The following is an 18928-nucleotide window of genomic DNA, read 5'->3' on the forward strand; positions in this document are numbered from 1 at the left end:
TATCCTTTCCCATACGAAAGTACTTCTGAAACGAATTTCAGAAGTGCTTTTTCTTCGGTCTGAGGAACCTACAGATCGTAGGTTCCTTTTTTTAATGCTGAAAGTCTTCTGGATGCAATTGGAGTAAATCTTCTTTTTCAATATGCTGCTTTTGCCCTAAACGAACCGATTGATTTCGAACCGCACGTTCAAATAAATTTCGTACAAATCGTCCATTACTTGAAGCACCACTCATTGCATGCCTCTGCAAAATGGGTTTTATTACCATTTCGCAATCTGAGCGAAGCTGGTATTGCTGACTTTCTACTGTTCTTAATAAAATCTGATACAACTCATTTGTTGAATAGTCTTTAAATTCAAATACGGTCGGGAACCGGGAGACTAGCCCCACATTGGTTTGTAGAAAACGATCCATATCTTGACTATACCCAGCTAAGATGACAACCAAGCTTTCCCGGTGATCTTCAATTGCTTTTACTAATGTATCGATCGCTTCTTTGCCGAAGTCACTTTCTCCTCCAGAAGCAAGAGCGTAAGCTTCATCGATAAATAAAATTCCTCCGAGCGCTTCTTGTACAACTTCATTTACCTTTTGTGCGGTTTGACCAATATGTGTTGCCACCAAACCACTGCGATCTGTTTCAATTAATTGCCCGGATTTTAAAACGCCAAGTTCTTTCAGTGCATTCCCAATAATCCGTGCAAATGTCGTCTTACCAGTACCAGGGTTTCCTTTAAATATCATGTGCAGAGAATGACCCTTGCTCTGTGAAAATCCTTGATCTCTTCGAAGTTTCTGTATTCTCGCTTGAGCTACAAGTGCTCTGACATGCTCTTTTATCTCTTCATTCCCGACTATCTTGGCAAATTCTGATTCGATTTGAAAATGCTCATTTGAAGGTGCTACGCCAAAATCACTTGCATGTAAAATGCGAAGCTCATCTGGAGATTGGTAACCATTTTGCTTTAACCGTTTGGACTGTCTTCTTATCGCTTCTTGGATCACATTACGAACCAAGCGACCATTTCCATCATCATTTCTTCCTGCTATTTGTCTACGTTCTAACACAGAGTGCAGTGCATTTTCTGCATCTGAATCTAAAATAAATTGCTCTTTTTCAAGAGATAATTTTGCTATTTGTAACAATTCGATATCCGTATAATCAGGAAATTTAATTTGACTTGGAAAGCGAGACTTTAATCCACTATTTACTTTCATAAACTCAGCCATTTCTTTTGTATACCCGGCCAAAATAACTACTAAATCTTCTCGATTTTCTTCCATTCCTTTTACCAGAGTATCGATTGCTTCTTTACCAAAATCATTGTCTCCTCCACGAGATAACGCATACGCTTCATCAATAAACAATATGCCCCCAATAGATCTTTCTATCACTTTTTTCGTTTTAGGAGCTGTATGACCGATAAATTCTCCAACTAAATCTTCTCTTGTTACTTCTACCAGATGCCCTTTGGATACCACACCCAGTGCTTGAAAAATTTTCGCTACAATCCTCGCAACTGTTGTTTTTCCTGTTCCTGGGTTACCTGTGTAAATCATATGAAGGCTTTGATTCATTACTTTCTGCCCGATTTTGCTCCGTTCTACTTGAATCGCTACCATATCTTTCATCTCGAGCACAAATTCTTTAACCGGATCTAAACCTATCATCTGATTTAACTCATTCATTGCCTCTTGCAATAATTGTTCCCGATTTTGCGGAGTGAGCTTGGTATCAGAGGTTACAGCTGTTTCCCCTTGCAATGGGTTTTGTCCGTGATGTACAGGGACAGACACTACAGCTTGTTGATGCAGTTTATCTAGTAGCTTTTGCCTCTCATGATCGGAATACAATGGCTTATTCAAACAATTGATCTGAAAATAAATTTCCTTCCCCAATACCGCATAGTGATATATTCGTTGATTCAAAAGGACTTCAATGTATTTTTCTTGTTGGAAAATGGTCGTCATACTATATGCTTGTTTCTTTTCCACATAAATATCAAACCAATCTAAATAATCATCTCCACAAGAAGCAAAACGATAGGTAGATAGATCCTTGTCTAAATGGATTAAGTCAATTACCAGATTCACTGCTGTAACTAGTCTATCTCGCAGAAGTTCCAATTCATTTCCTTTTGATATTTTCGCAAAAAAACGGGATGAAGACTGTATACCATATCCCAAAATCCCTAACCAAATAGGAGAGAGAAGAAGCAAAAGAAACATGTTTGAAAGAAAACTGCCGGACATAGTTGCAGAAGAAATGATATATATAATAAATAGCAAAAATCGGAAAACAGTTGGCAAACCATAATATCCGACAAAGACATATCGAAGTATATGTAGGGATGGATAGGTAGCAAGAAGTAAATCCGTTTTCATTTCTGATTTTTTCTTCCATATGTTAATTTCATTGCGAGATATTCTCCGAAAACCATCTTTGCGAATTCGAGCAAATACAAGCTCTATTATCTCTTTCTTTTTTTTCTGCATGGGTGAAATGGACAAAAAAGCACCTCCCTAATTAAAAATATATTCTAATTAATCTTACCTTTAGATCGAAACGGACGCAAGAAATAGACTTGTTTTAGGAAAATACATCCACTTGAATACTCCTCTATATTGTTTGAGAAACTAACAGAAACATGTACTCCCAAAGGTGTGGAACCATGAAAAAGGCTATTTTAATGATACAACTACTCATATTTATTGGTGTTCTTATTTGGTCTGGAATTCATCCAATCAAAAGGAGTATTTGGTTTTTTGAGAGTTTGCCAGCCGTTTTATTAATTTTAGTACTTCTTCTCACATACAAACGCTTTCCACTGACTTCCTTATCGTATTGGGTGGTGTTTATCGGGACAATCATTATGTTAATCGGGAGTCACTACACATATGGTGGAGTACCGTTATTTCATACCGCTAAAAAGATGTTCCATCTAAAACGTAATCATTTTGATCGGTTTGGACATATCTTTCAAGGAATGATATACACTGCTTTAATTCGGGAATATTTTATTCGAACGAAGTTTTTAAATCGTGAAAAAAGCTTATTTCTCATCGCAGGACTGCTAAGTGTATCCATCTGTTCTCTCTATGAAATTTTCGAGTTTGGTGTAGGTTCTTTCTTTGATAACAGTCTCCAAAACTTTTTGGGTTACCAAGGAGATATTTTCGATCCCTACTGGGATATTATCAGTGCAATAATCGGCACAACGATTATTTTATGCTTAGGGAAAGTCCAAAACCAACAAATAAAAACACTCAACCCCAAAAAGCCAACAGCCAAAAAATCGGCACCACGATTACAACCAAATTAAACCGTTTGCACATCGTAAATAAGCTGCACAATAGTGACACTGACCACTATGTGCAGCTCATTTATTTATCATTTCTCTAAAAATCATACTACTGCCTTAGGTTGCTCATAAAGTGATACTCTTCTAAAAATACGTTTCATGCCCCTATTCCACATGTATCTGAAATTCATTGATAAAAATCAACTGTCGCTCGTTCGTCTTCAAAAACTTGTAACAATCATTCCTTTAGTCTATATGTTTCGGCTTTGAATTTTCCTATTATTTTGATAACACACATAATGTTACCTCATCTCTTCTTATTTCTCTCATTCCCCACTCTCTACTTCCATTTTCATGGCTAACTTATTCTGAAAATAATCTGACTATAAATATATTTCATATGTCTTACTAATAAAAAAGATAGTATTAGCATTGGTATTATTTTAAACTTAAATATATGTTTCATTTTTTTAAATATATAAGGAGGTTTCTACACTTGATCGCAACCGTTAAACAAAAACCATGGAAAAAATGGGCTTTAACGAATTTACTCGCACTTACACTAGTTATCACTCCTTACTCCGTTGCAACAGCTAAGCCCAAAAATACTGGTGAATTAGCTTATCAACAAGTAACATACTTATCCGAAAATATAGGATCAAGAGTCGCAGGTACTGCGTCGGAAAAAACAGCAAGTCAATATTTGCAAACACAATTAAAAAGACTTGGTCTTAAGACATCGATTCAAAATTTTACTTATACCCAAAAAGGAACTACTTACCACTCACAAAACGTAGTTGCTACAAAACCTGGTAAATCAAAAAAAGAACTTATTATTGGAGCACATTACGATTCTGTATCTGTGGGCAATGGCGCAGATGATAACGGTTCCAGTATTGGTGTAGTGCTAGAAACACTCCATGCGCTTGCGATAAAGAAAACACCGTATACGATCAAAGTAATCTTTTTTGGTGCAGAAGAAATAGGATTACAGGGTTCCAAATATTATGTATCAAAAATGACAGAGGCACAGAAAAAAAATACGGTTGCCATGATCAACTTGGATAGCCTTCTTGCAGGAGATTACATGTATGTTTACGGGAACAATGGAAAACAAGGGAAATTGCGTGATCTTGCCCTTGAAATTGCCAAAAAACGTAAAATTGCTATGTCGACGAATCCTGGTTTAAATCCAGATTATCCTGCGGGTACAACCGGTGACTGGAGCGATCACGCCCCATTTAAAGCTGCAGGCATTCCCTACGCTTATTTTGAAGCTACAAACTGGGAGATTGGCGATTTAGATGGTTACACTCAGACAGTGAAACATGGCGCAATCTGGCATACAGCAAATGATAATCTTACCTTCTTAGAAAGAGAATTTCCAGGAAGAGTAAAGGAGCACTTAAAAGGATTTACAATCGTGTTGACTGAGTTAGTAGAAAAAGCAGATAAAGCATTACGTTAAAGCGTTAAAATATAAAATAATTAAACCCCTTATCCTTTGTAGGAAAGGGGTTTTCGTATGAAAAACTAAAAAATTATACATATTTTTTTGAAGAAGAAAAATTTTCCTGTCGTAATAATTTTATTTAATTTATAATGAATACTGTAAGTGTTCAACGGTTTGTTGGAGTTTACCATGTCAAAACCTGTAGAGGTAATCCAAATATCACCTGACGAATGGACAGTCGCTATTCGAGAGAATTCACATACGAGAGAAAACCGTGTCGTTGTCCACATTCGTGGCGCAGAATACCATCACAATCACAAGTGCTTTGTTCCTAAAAAGGGAAGGCGCACTTTCACTTGTGGAAATGGTGAATTCACCTCAGACATAGAAAAATTCACCATTGTCGGAAGGGATATATCAAAGCCAACAACTATTCTTTTCGACTGCACCAATATTCAAATCAAGCATCCTAAGTACCATCGGGATGCAAGTCCTGAAAGGATTCTGCACCACATGCAATCCATACAAAAACATGGTCATGAATTTCCTTGGACAGAAAAGAAAGCATAAAAGTCCATAGGAAGTCATAAAGCGGTACACCCAAAAAATTTGGGTGTACCGTCATCAGTTCTAATAGGTGTTAAGTTGAACTTGCAAGTGAAACATAATTCCCCTTCTTTACAAACCATCCTACTTCTTTTCTTTTTTTTGCAATTCCTGCAAATAAGCATCTAATGAATCAAATCTCTCCTCCCAAATCTGACGAAAAGAATCCAACCAGTTATGAAACTCTTGAAATGGTTGTGGACGCAGTTTGTATATACGGCGATTCGCTTCAGGTTGGACTTGTACAAGTCCAACCTCACTCAACACTTTTAAGTGTTTGGAAACTTGTGGTTGTCGCAAGTTTAACTGATCAGCGATTTCCCCAACTGTCAAAGGGCCATTTCGTAACAACTCAACAATATGAAATCTATTTGGTTCTGCTAATGCTTGCAGAGTCTCTTTCATATCTAAAATATACCCCAATAGGAATATTCAAGTCAAGGAATATTATTTTCTTCTAAAACGCAATAAATCATAAACGACTTGCACATTTATTTCTACTTGATATGATCCATATATACCCAATATAAACTCTTTATTTATATTTTTTACAAAATCAAAGATACTAAATAGATTGAGGTGAATTAATTTGATTAAACTAAGCGTACTAGACCAATCACTGATTTCATCAGGTTCTACAGCTATACAAGCATTTCAAAATACAGCACATCTAGCAAAAGAAACAGATCAACTCGGCTATACACGTTTTTGGGTGTCTGAGCATCACTTTGCCAAAAATTTAGCCGGATCTAGTCCAGAGATAGTAATGAGTCATCTAGCTACGATAACAGATCATATACGAATCGGTTCAGGGGGTGTGATGCTACCGCATTACAGTGCTTATAAAGTAGCAGAAAATTTTCGTGTTTTAGAAGGATTATTCCCCAATCGGATTGATATGGGTTTAGGAAGAGCTCCTGGAGGGACTCATTTGGCAACCAAAGCATTACAAGAGTACAAAAGTACATATGCAGATAAATATCCAGAGCAATTAGATGATTTGATCACATATTTGTATGATTTAGCAGATAGAAACTTCCGCTTCCCGTCCTTATTTGCAACCCCACAGATAGAAACTGTTCCTGAAATGTGGCTTTTGGGTTCGAGCGGGGGAAGTGCATTACTGGCAGCACAACGTGGGACAGGGTATGCATTTGCCCAATTTATCAATGGTGAAGGCGGTACAGATGTTGTTCGTTACTACCGGGAACAATTTCAGCCAAGTATCGTTAATGAAAAACCAAAAACGCTACTTGCCATCATTGTTTTTTGCGCAGAAACAGACGACGAGGCTGAAAAACTAGCCAAAAGTGGTGATCTTGCTTTGTTGTTATTGGAAAAAGGCGCTTCTGCAAACGGTATCCCAACTGTTGATGAAGCTTTGTCTTATCCATATACCGATTATGATCGACATCGAATTGCAACAAACCGAAAGCGAATGGTTGTCGGCAGCCCTTCTTCAGTCAAAAAGCAGATCGAAAACCTATGCGATTTGTATCAAACAGAAGAAGTCATGGTTGTTTCCTTTCTAAATGAACAGGAACAAAAAATAAATTCTTATCGACTGCTTGCAAAAGCTTTTGATTTAAAGCGAAATTAAAAAGCTTCTGAACAGCATTTTCACAAAAAAGACACACAAGTGTTGCATTTTCCTCTTCAACTGATTACCTTGTTGGTAATATGGTAAAGATGGTTTCTAAATTTAGGACAATAGGAAGTGGAATAAATGGGTGAAATGGTTACTACCTATGAAGGTTGGTATGTCAGTCATGATTTTCGCGTGATGGACTGGACAGTCTGGAAATCTACCGATCCTCAAAAAAGAGAACAGATTGTGCAAGAGTTATTAGACTTAACTAGTTCCTATTCTTCACTGGAAGATAACCAGCAAGGCAGTTTTGGTGTGTTTTCTATTTTGGGACAAAAAGCGGACTTACTCTTTCTGCATCTTCGTCCTACATTAGAAGAACTGAACGAAGTGAAAAACCAATTCGATAAAACTAGTTTTGCTGAATTTCTGCTTCCCGCATACTCCTATACCTCTGTAGTAGAGTTAAGCGGATACCAAATGAGACCAGGTACGGATCCAGATACAGATCCACATATCCAAGCACGCTTAAAACCGATCCTACCTAAAAATAAATATATTAGTTTCTATCCGATGGACAAACGCCGCGATGGTGAAGACAACTGGTATATGCTTTCTATGGAAGAACGTCGTAATATGATGAAAAGCCACGGCTTGATCGGACGATCTTATGCTGGAAAAGTAAAACAAATCATAACAGGCTCCGTTGGTTTGGATGATTGGGAATGGGGAGTTACCCTGTTCGCAGAGGACCCTCTTCAATTTAAAAAGATCGTTCAAGAGATGCGTTTCGATGAAGTGAGTGCGAGATTTGGCGACTTTGGATCTTTTTATACCGGATGCCGACTAACAAATGAAGATGTAAATAAGTATCTACATATTTAAGTCAAAAGGTTGATCGATCATTCCTTCACATCGATCAACCTTTTTTTTATCTTTGCATCAAGACAATGGAAATACACCTTTCATAAACTGTAAGAAAGCTTCATCAGTTAATTCTTTTCTTTTATGATTCAAAAATTCAGCATCTTCCCCTGCTAAATACCGGAACTGATCAGATTTATCCTCTACTGCTTTCAAAATAACTTCAGCAACTAATTCTGGTGAAGAAATATTACCTTTTTTGCGATCAGCCATCAACATATCTAAAAACTTTTGAATATGATCGTCATAATCTTTGATGTCATCTCTTTGCAAAACTTGTAACGATCTTCCTGTAAAATCCGTTTCTATATTTCCTGGTTCTATCAATTTCACTTTTATATGATATGGAGCAAGTTCGTAATACAAAGATTCTGATAACCCTTCAATCGCAAATTTTGAAGATTGATACAACGAAAGATATGGATTTGCAACTTTTCCTCCGATGGATGAAATATTTATGATACTACCATCATTTTTCTGCCTAAAATGCGGAAGTATGGCTTGGATCATGTTCATCACACCAAATACATTTACACTGTATTGTTTTCTTATCTGTTCATTAGTTGCCAATTCCAAAGGTCCAAATGCACAATATCCAGCATTATTTATTAAGGTATCTATCGTTCCAAATCTCTCTATTCCTTGATGTATTGCTTCTTCCATTTCTTCTCTTTTTTCCACATCTAACTTTACAACCAATACATTTTCTAATTTATGCAACTCATCTTCTTTCTCTGGAGACCGCATGGAAGCTATTACTTGAAAACCTTTTTGAGAAAATAGTTTCGCTGTCGCTTTTCCAATGCCTGATGATGCACCTGTGATAAATATTGTTTTCATGATAGGAACTCCTTCTTATTTCTACTCTATGTTTTTATAACTTACTTTAGATAAACTATATACCAGAAAATAAACAAAGTAAACTAAAAAGGACAAAAAAGTTTATTTTGTTTATTCCGTTTGTAGTCCTACACAATAGCAGATATAATAGGTAGACCATAAAAATTCTCGGAGGATCGCTATGTCTAACAAAGCTACTAATTTATATCGATATATCGAAAAAGCCAAAGCCTTTCTTGGCAAGCAAAGATTTAGCCAAGTTAAAATAGATGAACTTGTCAAACACATGGATATCAGCAAAGCTACTTTTTATAAGTATTTTTCTTCTAAAGATGATGTACTCGATTTATTTATTGAAGGATGCACCAACTACTTACATGTTACAGATGACTTCATTCAGAAAGAAGAGATCTCCCTTGCAAAACGTTTCCAAAAAACATATGAGCAATCTTTGAAGTCAGTCATCTTTATTTCTAATGAGCTTCTGTATGATCTAAAAGAAAAATATCCTATACAATATGAGAAACTTATGGTGGCCCAGCAATTAAGATACTCCCATTTGCAAACATTCTTCCAAGAAGGAAGAACAAAAGGTCAGTTTCGATCTATTAATACAACACTATTTATGATTCAAGATGAAGAAGTCATCCGGAGAATCATTCATCCCTCGTTTACTATCCAGTATGATATCACCGTAAAAAAAGCATTATTTGATTTTTACCTATTAAAGAAATATCAGCTGTTTGAGCCTTCTATCCTAAATACAATAGATGATTCTTATATCGAAGACCAAATATCAGTCATTTTACAGTCTTATTTGTGAACCATCATTTCATCTATGAGAAAGAGCACATCATATAAAATAGATGTGCTCTTTCTCATTACCAAAAGACAATAGACCACAGTAAGCCGCTTTCATCTCATTACATTAATCAGGGTATTTGGATTTTAGTGCGGAAACTCATTTTATTTAACTTAACTCATGTTCATATAGCACTAATTCGGATTATCGTGTGGGAAAATATACTTGCTGAAGCACCATATAATTTTGGAAAGGAAGAAATAATCAGCGGGTTATTGCTGATGAAAATTACCACACCAACACAAATAAATTCCTAACTTAACCACATTCTTCTTCATAATAATGAGAGATTTTTATAACTGATTACCCCATTTTATTTACAAGATAATTTCCATAACTATTGAAGAATATACAAAAACATTAATATATAAGGTTGAAACTATACAATGATGTCGGTATAATCTATAATATAAAACGACAACAATGTATAGTTTATTATATGCTTTTTGTCATTAATTATGGAGGTGGCTTTATGGCACCAAAAGTTAGCGAAGAATATAAAAAAAAGAGAGAAAGAGAATTAATAGAAGCAGCCAGGAAGGTGTTTATCGAGAAAGGATTTGTTCACACTTCTATGCAAGATATTATGGACAAAGCTGGAATATCCAGGGGTGCATTGTATAGTTACTTTGATAATATTGATCACGTTTTTATCGAAGTCTTAAAATATGATGACCAAAAAGACATTCAATATTTTGTGCCATCTGATGAAGGTCCACTATGGCTACAATTAAAAAACTGGGTTGAAGAACAGCAATATTATATTGAAGCAATTGATCATACATTGCTTTATGCAAAAGCGGAATTCTTTTTGTCATCTAATTACCCAAATGATAAAGATAATTTTCCTTACATTTTTGAACGCTACAATAAAACTACTGAAGCTATAGAAGTAGTATTAAATGAAGGTATGCGTAAAGGGGAATTTAGACCTCAACAATCTACTCGTTCTATTGCACGGTATCTTATAACATTTATAAACGGTTTAATGTTGGATACATTCCAATTGGGACATGAACGAACAAAAGTAAAGGATCAGTTATCCGTCTTACTTTTCTCATTAGAAAAATTAATTAATCCAAATACGCAAAATGAGGAGTGAATGTAATGTTGTTTGATTCATCAAGAGTGAGATTAAGAAAGATGATAAAGGAAGATACAGAACTTTATCACAAGTGGAGAAATGATATAGAAGTTATGCAGTCCACCAATTCATCTTTGGATGTTTATCCGATAAATGCAACTAAAGAATTTGTAGATCATGTTATTTTGGGTTCTCATACGGCCAAAAGCTACATAATGGTTGAAAAAGAGCATGAAACACCAATTGGCATTATATCATTAATCAACATTGATTATAAAAATAGAAATGCTGAATGTATTATTGACATCGGAGAAAAGGAATATTGGGGAAAAGGCTATGGTTCAGAGGGGTTGAAATTACTGCTGGATTACGCTTTTTACGAAATGAATCTTCATCGAGTTTCCCTTAAAGTATTTTCATTTAATGATAGAGCTATTCGATTGTACACCAAGATCGGTTTTCAAGAAGAAGGAAACAGTAGACAAAGTTTATTTAGAAATGGTGAATGGCATGACATAATTCATATGGGGCTTCTGCAAAATGAATACTTTGAGAAACAAGTGAAAAGTATATAAAAATTATCCCACTGTATAGAAAAGAACAGAGAAAGATTAACGGCTGAACAACAAATTCAAACGTAAAAAGTTGAAGAATAAACAAAAAGCATTACTCTAATCATCAAGTAATGCTTTTTGTTTATTCTCTAAAATGTTGCAAAAGGGAAACAAATATACTTAACCTACCAAGGTTTAAAATTATTAACAGGCATGAGAGCGAATTTGATTATAGTCTTAGTTGAGACTACTTTACCGTCTCCCTCCTACTGCCCAAAATGTGGTACTGTTGTAAACTTATACAGCCCGGTAAAAAGAAGCAGTTATTTTTTCGATCTACCAATGCATGCTAAACGTGTCGGTATTTATATAAAACTCCAGCGTTATAAGTGTCGAAAATGTAATGAAACATTTTTTGAAAATCTACCAGATATGGCTGTCAATCGTTCTGTTATTAATAGGCTAATTCATTAATCACAGGTAGTAGGGCCAATCAACTAATCTGGATTATTCTATTTTTTTCATGGTATGATAAAAATGTCCAAATGGAGCTGTCATAGAAAGGATAAATGGCTCCACAAAGACTTACATAAGAATTTTATTTTTAAGGAATGAAATTCAGAAATGCAGTTCATAGTTTAGCAATAGCTCATTGATCTCATCTTTTTTAATATTTCATTGATGTTTTATACCATTCACACCACTAACGAACCTACATATACCTAATACAAAACCTTATTTTCATCCATTAAAAATAAGTTCTTCTACATGGAAAATGTCTCATTTCATAATGGAGGGTATCCACTTGGAAAAAATATTGGTACATGGCGGTAACAAACTGCAAGGCTCGATAAAAGCACATGGTTCTAAAAATTCGATACTACCTTTAATTTCAGCTTCTATATTAGCATCACGAAATCAAGTGACTATTAAAAATGTCCCTACAGCATTAGAAGACGTATCCACCATCACCCAATTATTAAAAACGCTTGGAATAAAAGTGAATACATCAGAGGACAACGTTACGATTCAAGCAGAAAAATTTGATTCGACAGAAGCACCTTTTGAGTTAGTTTCCAAAATGCGTGCTTCCGTTACGGTTCTTGGTCCACTTTTAGCACGAAAAAAATATGCCCGAGTCCCTCTCCCAGGCGGGTGTGCTATTGGAAGCAGACCCATCGATCAACACCTAAAAGGATTAGAAGCATTAGGAGCACAATTTAAAATAGGCCATGGCGTTGTGGAAGGTTTTGTTCCAGATCAGCTAAGAGGTACCAATGTATACTTAGATATCCCTAGTGTAGGTGCTACTCAAAACATTTTAATGGCTGCTACATTGGCCAAAGGAATAACAACGATTGTGAACGCCGCATGTGAACCTGAGATTCAGGATTTAGCCAACTTCTTAAACCAGATGGGAGCAAGAATCGAAGGCGCTGGTACTCCATTTATTACGATTGAAGGAGTCGATTTCCTACGAGGAATTGACTATTCGATCATACCAGATCGGATTGAAATAGGCACTTATATGATAGCAGCAGCAATTACACGTGGAGATGTATTTATTGAAAACGCTAAATCCAAGCACCTTACCTCTTTGATTGTAAAAATGCGTGAAATGGGCATCACCGTGTTGGAATCTGATAATGGAATCCATGTAAGTGCGACAGATGAATTAAAGCCAATTGATATTAAAACGCTTCCTTACCCTGGTTTTCCAACAGACTTGCAATCCCCTATGATGGTCTTACAATTAGCAGCTAATGGTACTAGTACGCTAACAGAAACTGTGTTTGAAGACCGTTTTATGCATGTGGAAGAATTCCGCCGAATGGGAGCTAACATAAAGATTAATGGGCAAACAGCTTTGATCGAAGGCGGTAATCCTTTATCTGGTACACAAGTGATGGCTACTGATTTAAGAGCAGGAGCTGCCTTAGTATTGGCTGGACTCATTGCAGAAGGCACTACAGAAGTACGGGAACTAAGACATATCGACAGAGGTTATATTGATCTTGTAGGACAGTTGAAATCATTAGGAGCAAGTATTGAAAGAACCGATATAGAGTCTCATTCTTTTTTACAAAAAGAATCTCTCTTGTAGGAAAAATAGATCTGCCTCATTTTCAAAACTAGTACTTTGCAAAAAAGGAAAGAGAGTTTCATTATCTCTTCCTTTTTTATTTCTTTTGATTAAATATAATTTCTGTTATTTTTTTGTCCAAATGCATAGCCATTGATATATAATATAAATTATAAATATTCAAAATATAACATTTGGAGGAATTATGATACGATTTACATGCTATGTAGCAGCTCTGATACTCTGTGTCTCGCTCCTATTTGTACCTAATCTTGCAGAAGCAAAACCACATAAAACAGTACAAAGTGAGTATCAAGTAACTGGACAAGTTCGAGCTTGGGAAGCGAGTTACTCTTTTCGCATTAAAGCTGGGAAGAAAGAACTAGTGAAAGGATATGGAACAGCTACACAAGGTGCACCAGAATGGGGAGATTTTAAAGAGTTGATCAAGGTTAAACATAAAAAAGGGCAAAAATTAACCTTAGAACTATTCGAAATAAGCCAAGCAGATGGTAGTGAAATTCACAAATTAACGATCCCGCTAGATAAAATAGAAGGAAAAGTATTCCACAATGAAACATTTAGAAACGTTAAGGTATCATTGAACTAATTTGCAAATGACATCTCAAACCAATGCAATAAACAAACCGACCTTGTTAAAGAGGCCGGTTTGTTTATTTATAGAAACACACTCTATAACATTTTTATACATATATTTTCGAGCGGGAAAACCCATGGTTTTAATCATGGAGTGATGAAAAGCGCTAGCTAAAGGAAATTTATTCTCCTGAAAGTTTGACAATATTTTTTCAAAATAAATCTTTACAAACGTGAGTTCTGTTGGTAAAATACCTTAGTTGCTCATTAAAACAAGATATAGTATTGTGCAAACCAAATCCTTTTGCACAAAAAATGCGATGCGTATGGAAATGCATAGAAAGAATTGGGTAAAACCAAGCTGTCTGTCTCTGTTATTAATAACCACAAAGAACTCTATTTATCTGTGGGTCTCCCGGTTTAGCCAGGTAAGGAAGCAGCCATGAGACTATCACCCTAATAATCCCACAGCTTTCACTGTGTGGGTGTTAAAAGTTATCCATCAATTTATTTTTTGCATAATCTTGACCATCTTGGAAGCAGCATATTCCAAATCTGCCAGTTCATCTTTGTCCAATGATTGTAATTTGGTACATATATCGTGCCAATGCTCTTTTACCACCTCTACTCCTTTTTCTGTAATGATCAACTTGATAATTCTTCTATCTTTTTCATCTTGTTTCTTTTCTACAAATTTTTTCTCTTCCAACTTACAGATTAAAGTAGTTAACTGTTGTTTACAGATATCCATTTTTAGAGATAACTGTGTCATGGAGATATTCTCCCTGCATTGAACCAAGCTTTCTAGGATATGCATCTGTAACGATGTTAAATCAGATCGTTTACGGCAATGAAATTTTTCGTAAAACAGGGGTAAAAGTCGAATAAAACTGTCAGCAATGCATCCTACTTCTGCTGTCATCATCAAACATCCCTCTCATTATTTAAAATGCATTGACAATTAGTAAACATTCATTTAATATCTTTTGTAGCACAGTATGAATTATATATAATATATCTGTGCAAATCTACTCTCCTCGGTTCATATTTATAAACAATTACTGACGAAAATGAGAGAAAGAAAGGAATTTCAATTGTGTTCTAGTCCATTCTATTGTAACAGCGAATGCACTTTACGTTTTTGCGGCTTCTTACCTAGAGAATATTTTAAAAATAAAATATTTTCCTGTTAAGAAAGTTACTATTATTTTATCTTCAATTGGAGAGGACGATTTGAATGTCAGCAAATAACTCCCAAACACCAAACATGAAGCGATTGGTGCCTTGGATTATCTATATTATTTTCTTTGCTGTTTTAAATGAGACTGTTTTTAATGTCTCTACTCCAAATATCGCTAGTCAATTTCATTTAAATCCTTCACAAGTAAGCTGGATTATTACCATTTTTATCCTTTTCTTTGGTATGGGATCTGTTATTTATGGAAAACTTTCTGATTCCTTTAGTATTAAAAAACTTATTTCTTTTGGGATTATCCTGTACAGTCTTAGTTCCATCATTGGTTTTGTATTTCATAACAACTATGCAATCGTAATCGTTGCACGAGCAATTCAAGGTGCTGGTGCTTCCGCAATACCTGCTCTTGTCATGATCATCGTTGCAAGATATTTCACAAAAGAACAAAGAGGTAAACTATTCGGATTTATTACCTCCACTGTCTCTTTTGCCATTGGTATAGGGCCTGTGTTAGGAGGATACGTCTCTGGAACGTATCATTGGTCTTATCTCTTTGTTATTCCAGTTTTCTCTTTGGTTGCTCTACCCTTTATTCAACGCATTCTACCAAGTGACACACCGAGTGGGGGTAAGCTGGATATTGTTGGGACGATCCTGATGGGTATCGCTGTATCTTCCCTTATTCTCTATTTAACAGAAACAAACTGGTTCTATATTCCGATCTTTGTTATAGCGATCATTTGGTTTATTTTCCATATACGTCGCGCTAGCAATCCATTTGTAGAACCGGAACTATTCCGTAATCGTTTCTATCGAAATGGTCTTATCATCGGATTTTTAATTTTCAGCTCTGTAATGGGTGTTATGTTCATCCTTCCTCTTATGTTAGATGAGCTTTACCACTTAAATACACAAACTATTGGTCTCATCATGTTTCCAGGTGCCTTTAGTGCAGTGATCTTTGGAACAGTAGCTGGAAATCTAACGGTCCGAAAAGGCAGTCACTTTGTAGTTTATCTTGGCCTAGGTCTTATCACCCTCAGCTTTTTCATACAAGCTTCCGTTGTAGGAATCTGGGTATGGTACATCGGAATCGCATTAGTTGTCCAATATATTGGTTTTTCCTTTTTACAAACTGCACTGGTCGAGAGTGTGACAAATATATTGCCTAACAAACAAATAGGTGTCGGCATGGGATTTTATAATTTAGTCTCTTTTGTATCTGGGGCAATCGGAACTGCGCTTGTTTCTCAAGCAATGGAACAGCCATTTTTAAAAACAGCTATACATCCTTTGGTTTCGAATCCTGGTGCATATGCATTTAGCAATCTCATGCTTATCTTTACGCTTATTGTCATTGCAAGCGCATTGCTGTACTTCTTCACCTTTGGAAAACAGGAAAACCTAACAGAAGAATCTGCTTCATAATTTTTTTTAAAAGTTAACTGCTCATAAATGGGTGGTTAACTTTTTTTACAAGTTTAAGAAAATAAAATCTAAACCAGAAATTTTCTCTATCGTTATTTTGAATAAACAGAAGAAAGATTATTACCACGATAAAATGCCATAAAAACCTGCTAGTGGGATTCATTTCTATTGATAAGTAAAAAATAAAATTTCAGTATTGTATAGTAATCAAAATAATGTTAAGCTAAATACACTTGAATCAGAGCGGAGGGGTTTACATTGAAAATGGTAAGATTGTTTCTCAACATTTGTGTCGCTAACTGAATAGTGATCAAAAACTCTGTGACTACAGAGTTCGTGGGATTCGTCTACCTTTTTCGATGGGAAACCAGAATTTGTATACAAAAAGAGGGTATGATAAGACAAATCTACCCTCTTTTTGCTGTGTTTTTTACAATTTCATTTTAGGTAAAAGGAAAACGCTAATATCTTCTCCTGTACTACCTGCTATCATCGAGGATAGACTGCCCTAACATTTGATTGCTTTGCGACACATCCATTAGCGAGTATAGAGATACTTTAAAATGTGAGTCTCTGTATGGAACAAAAACGAAAAATAAAAAAGCGAGGTACTGCTAATTGGAACAACTACAAAAAGCAATCATAGTCGGAGTTAAATTACAACATCAAGAAGATTTTGACACTAGCCTAATGGAGCTTGCTGAACTTGCAAAAGCATGCGATGTAGAAGTAGTAGGCGAAGTTGTACAAAATCTCGATCATATACAAGCTTCTCATTATATTGGCAAAGGCAAAGTAAATGAAGTATTACGCCAAATTGATGAGCAGGATGCAAATCTCGTTATCTTTAATGACGAACTCTCCCCTACGCAAATTCGTAACCTAGAAGCAGATTTGAATTGTAAAGTGATCGATCGTACGATCTTAATCCTAGATATTTTTGCCCAGCGTGCACAGACAAAAGAAGCACAGCTACAAGTAACAGTAGCTCAGTTGCAGTACATGCTCCCCCGTTTGGTAGGACTTCGTAAGTCTCTCGGCAGACAAAGTGGTGGTGTAGGAACTCGAAACAAGGGGATCGGGGAGAAAAAACTGGAGCTCGATCGGCGCAAAATTGAAGAACAGATTAACCGATTAAACAAAGAATTAAAACTCCTTGTCTCCCAACGCCAAACGCAACGTAAACAGCGCAAAAAAAGTGGCATTCCTGTTGTCTCTTTAGTTGGTTATACGAACGCAGGAAAATCTACCATCATGAATGCCATCGTAGAGCATTCGCAGCATACACCAGCAAAGCAAGTGTTTGAAAAGGATATGTTATTTGCGACATTGGAGACAGTTATTCGCAAGGTACAACTTGCTGATAACAAATCATTCCTCTTAACAGACACCGTTGGTTTTGTGAATAAGCTTCCCCACCATTTGGTGAAAGCTTTCCGCTCGACATTAGAAGAAGTAAAAGAAGCTGATCTATTGATTCATGTCGTTGATTTCTCCAGCCCAAATTATAGGCAGATGATCGAGGTAACCAACCGAGTGTTAAAAGAAATTGGTGTGGAAGATGTTCCTGTTATCTACGTGTACAATAAAGCAGACATGATCGACTTTACTATCCCACTTGTCCAGAACAATGCGGTTACTCTTTCCGCTCAAAAACGAGTTGGCATAGAGGAACTTCTGCAATTAATACAGGAAGAGATTTTCAAGGATTTTCAACAATATGAGCTGTTGATCCCATATGAACAAGATCGCCTACTGGCTTCCTTAAAACAAGATGCGCATATTTTGGAAACTGCTTATGAAGACAATGGTGCAAAGGTAATTGTGGAATGTAATCCATCAGACGCTAAAAAATACCAGCCATATGAAATAGACAAAAATAATATCCTTTTATAAACAAAACAAAAACCTCTTTTTTATAGAGGTTTTTTATTTTTTCAAAGAATAGCTGGTTTTAATTTATATAGCGGTGTTTCACTCGAAGGGATCTCGCGAACCGAGTGGCTGCTCGATGGTACCTACAGCGTGGTCGCGAAGCGAACGTTTCGCGGAATGCGCATCCATACCACCATCGCGCAGACCCACATACGACGTGGCGCGGTGATTGCCGGTGAACATAGCATTGCCGCTGGCGGCAGCATCGGAGTCGCGATCACTGGTAATGGAAATAAGCTCTAAGTTCCCTCGGCATTCCTGATGTTCATTCGTTAAGGTTTTCCTGCTCATGACTCGCTTGGACACATGGTTAAGCGAGTCACCTCATTTTCCCCTCTTCCAATCTCCTTCTCTAACTCACGACACCATATTTCAGAAAAATAAATAACATCTTCTTTTCTAGGTGATTATAATATCCCTTCACAACTCCTCGCAACGTTACAAAAGAATTATTTTGTAACTCTATATGAGAAACA

17 protein-coding genes are annotated in these 18928 nt (G+C 36.1%); 13 read left to right on the forward strand and 4 right to left on the reverse strand.

Annotated features, from left to right (window positions below; genetic code table 11):
- Positions 1-91: 91 nt before the first annotated feature.
- The gene (locus GSM42_RS05050; RefSeq protein ID WP_160800475.1) at positions 92-2512 is read right to left on the reverse strand and encodes an AAA family ATPase; all 2421 of its coding nucleotides are present in this window, start codon (positions 2510-2512) and stop codon (positions 92-94) included.
- A 161-nt stretch (positions 2513-2673) separates the two neighbouring features.
- Here GSM42_RS05050 and GSM42_RS05055 point away from each other — a divergent pair, with 161 nt between their 5' ends.
- The 3 genes from GSM42_RS05055 (at position 2674) to GSM42_RS05065 (ending at position 5326) form a co-directional block, all read left to right on the forward strand.
- Complete coding sequence (locus tag GSM42_RS05055) at positions 2674-3324, forward strand: DUF2238 domain-containing protein (protein WP_160800476.1); 651 nt, start codon at positions 2674-2676, stop codon at positions 3322-3324.
- A gap of 475 nt (positions 3325-3799) precedes the next feature.
- Complete coding sequence (locus tag GSM42_RS05060) at positions 3800-4771, forward strand: M20/M25/M40 family metallo-hydrolase (RefSeq protein ID WP_237446485.1); 972 nt, start codon at positions 3800-3802, stop codon at positions 4769-4771.
- A gap of 174 nt (positions 4772-4945) precedes the next feature.
- Complete coding sequence (locus tag GSM42_RS05065; RefSeq protein ID WP_160800478.1) at positions 4946-5326, forward strand: hypothetical protein; 381 nt, start codon at positions 4946-4948, stop codon at positions 5324-5326.
- Positions 5327-5446: 120 nt separating this feature from the next.
- Here the strand turns inward: GSM42_RS05065 and GSM42_RS05070 are convergent, their stop codons facing one another.
- Positions 5447-5767 carry an ArsR/SmtB family transcription factor gene (locus GSM42_RS05070; protein WP_160800479.1) on the reverse strand — a complete coding sequence of 107 codons (321 nt, stop codon included), beginning with the start codon at positions 5765-5767 and terminating at the stop codon, positions 5447-5449.
- Positions 5768-5951: 184 nt separating this feature from the next.
- Between GSM42_RS05070 and GSM42_RS05075 the strand changes: the two genes are divergently transcribed.
- Positions 5952-6962: an LLM class flavin-dependent oxidoreductase gene (locus GSM42_RS05075; RefSeq protein ID WP_160800480.1), complete on the forward strand. Its 1011-nt coding sequence runs from the start codon at positions 5952-5954 to the stop codon at positions 6960-6962.
- Positions 6963-7088: 126 nt separating this feature from the next.
- Complete coding sequence (hemQ, locus tag GSM42_RS05080; RefSeq protein WP_160800481.1) at positions 7089-7835, forward strand: hydrogen peroxide-dependent heme synthase; 747 nt, start codon at positions 7089-7091, stop codon at positions 7833-7835.
- Between the two features lie 57 nt (positions 7836-7892).
- Here the strand turns inward: hemQ and GSM42_RS05085 are convergent, their stop codons facing one another.
- Complete coding sequence (locus GSM42_RS05085; RefSeq protein ID WP_160800482.1) at positions 7893-8714, reverse strand: SDR family oxidoreductase; 822 nt, start codon at positions 8712-8714, stop codon at positions 7893-7895.
- Between the two features lie 181 nt (positions 8715-8895).
- Here GSM42_RS05085 and GSM42_RS05090 point away from each other — a divergent pair, with 181 nt between their 5' ends.
- From GSM42_RS05090 to GSM42_RS05115, 6 genes are all read left to right on the forward strand, one after another.
- Positions 8896-9537, forward strand: a complete 642-nt coding sequence (locus tag GSM42_RS05090; RefSeq protein WP_160800483.1) for a TetR/AcrR family transcriptional regulator — start codon at positions 8896-8898, stop codon at positions 9535-9537.
- 511 nt (positions 9538-10048) lie between these two features.
- A complete protein-coding gene (locus GSM42_RS05095) occupies positions 10049-10678 on the forward strand; it encodes a TetR/AcrR family transcriptional regulator (protein WP_160800484.1) in 630 nt (209 codons plus the stop codon).
- A gap of 5 nt (positions 10679-10683) precedes the next feature.
- Entirely contained in the window at positions 10684-11235 is a 552-nt protein-coding gene (locus tag GSM42_RS05100; protein ID WP_160800485.1) for a GNAT family N-acetyltransferase, read from the forward strand.
- 192 nt (positions 11236-11427) lie between these two features.
- Positions 11428-11688, forward strand: coding sequence for a transposase family protein (locus tag GSM42_RS21305; RefSeq protein WP_420820969.1), 261 nt, complete (start codon positions 11428-11430; stop codon positions 11686-11688).
- A gap of 331 nt (positions 11689-12019) precedes the next feature.
- On the forward strand, positions 12020-13318 hold the full coding sequence (murA, locus tag GSM42_RS05110) for a UDP-N-acetylglucosamine 1-carboxyvinyltransferase (protein WP_160800487.1): 1299 nt from the start codon (positions 12020-12022) through the stop codon (positions 13316-13318).
- Positions 13319-13502: 184 nt separating this feature from the next.
- Complete coding sequence (locus GSM42_RS05115; protein ID WP_160800488.1) at positions 13503-13907, forward strand: Gmad2 immunoglobulin-like domain-containing protein; 405 nt, start codon at positions 13503-13505, stop codon at positions 13905-13907.
- A 489-nt stretch (positions 13908-14396) separates the two neighbouring features.
- Here the strand turns inward: GSM42_RS05115 and GSM42_RS05120 are convergent, their stop codons facing one another.
- Positions 14397-14819: a MarR family winged helix-turn-helix transcriptional regulator gene (locus tag GSM42_RS05120; protein ID WP_237446486.1), complete on the reverse strand. Its 423-nt coding sequence runs from the start codon at positions 14817-14819 to the stop codon at positions 14397-14399.
- Between the two features lie 312 nt (positions 14820-15131).
- Between GSM42_RS05120 and GSM42_RS05125 the strand changes: the two genes are divergently transcribed.
- Together GSM42_RS05125 and hflX are read left to right on the forward strand one after the other, a co-directional pair.
- On the forward strand, positions 15132-16517 hold the full coding sequence (locus GSM42_RS05125; protein ID WP_160800490.1) for an MFS transporter: 1386 nt from the start codon (positions 15132-15134) through the stop codon (positions 16515-16517).
- A 618-nt stretch (positions 16518-17135) separates the two neighbouring features.
- Positions 17136-18413: a GTPase HflX gene (hflX, locus tag GSM42_RS05130; protein WP_160800491.1), complete on the forward strand. Its 1278-nt coding sequence runs from the start codon at positions 17136-17138 to the stop codon at positions 18411-18413.
- Positions 18414-18928: the final 515 nt, after the last annotated feature.

Origin of the sequence: Shimazuella alba (assembly GCF_009831235.1) — a bacterium.
Classification (GTDB): domain Bacteria; phylum Bacillota; class Bacilli; order Thermoactinomycetales; family Thermoactinomycetaceae; genus Shimazuella; species Shimazuella alba.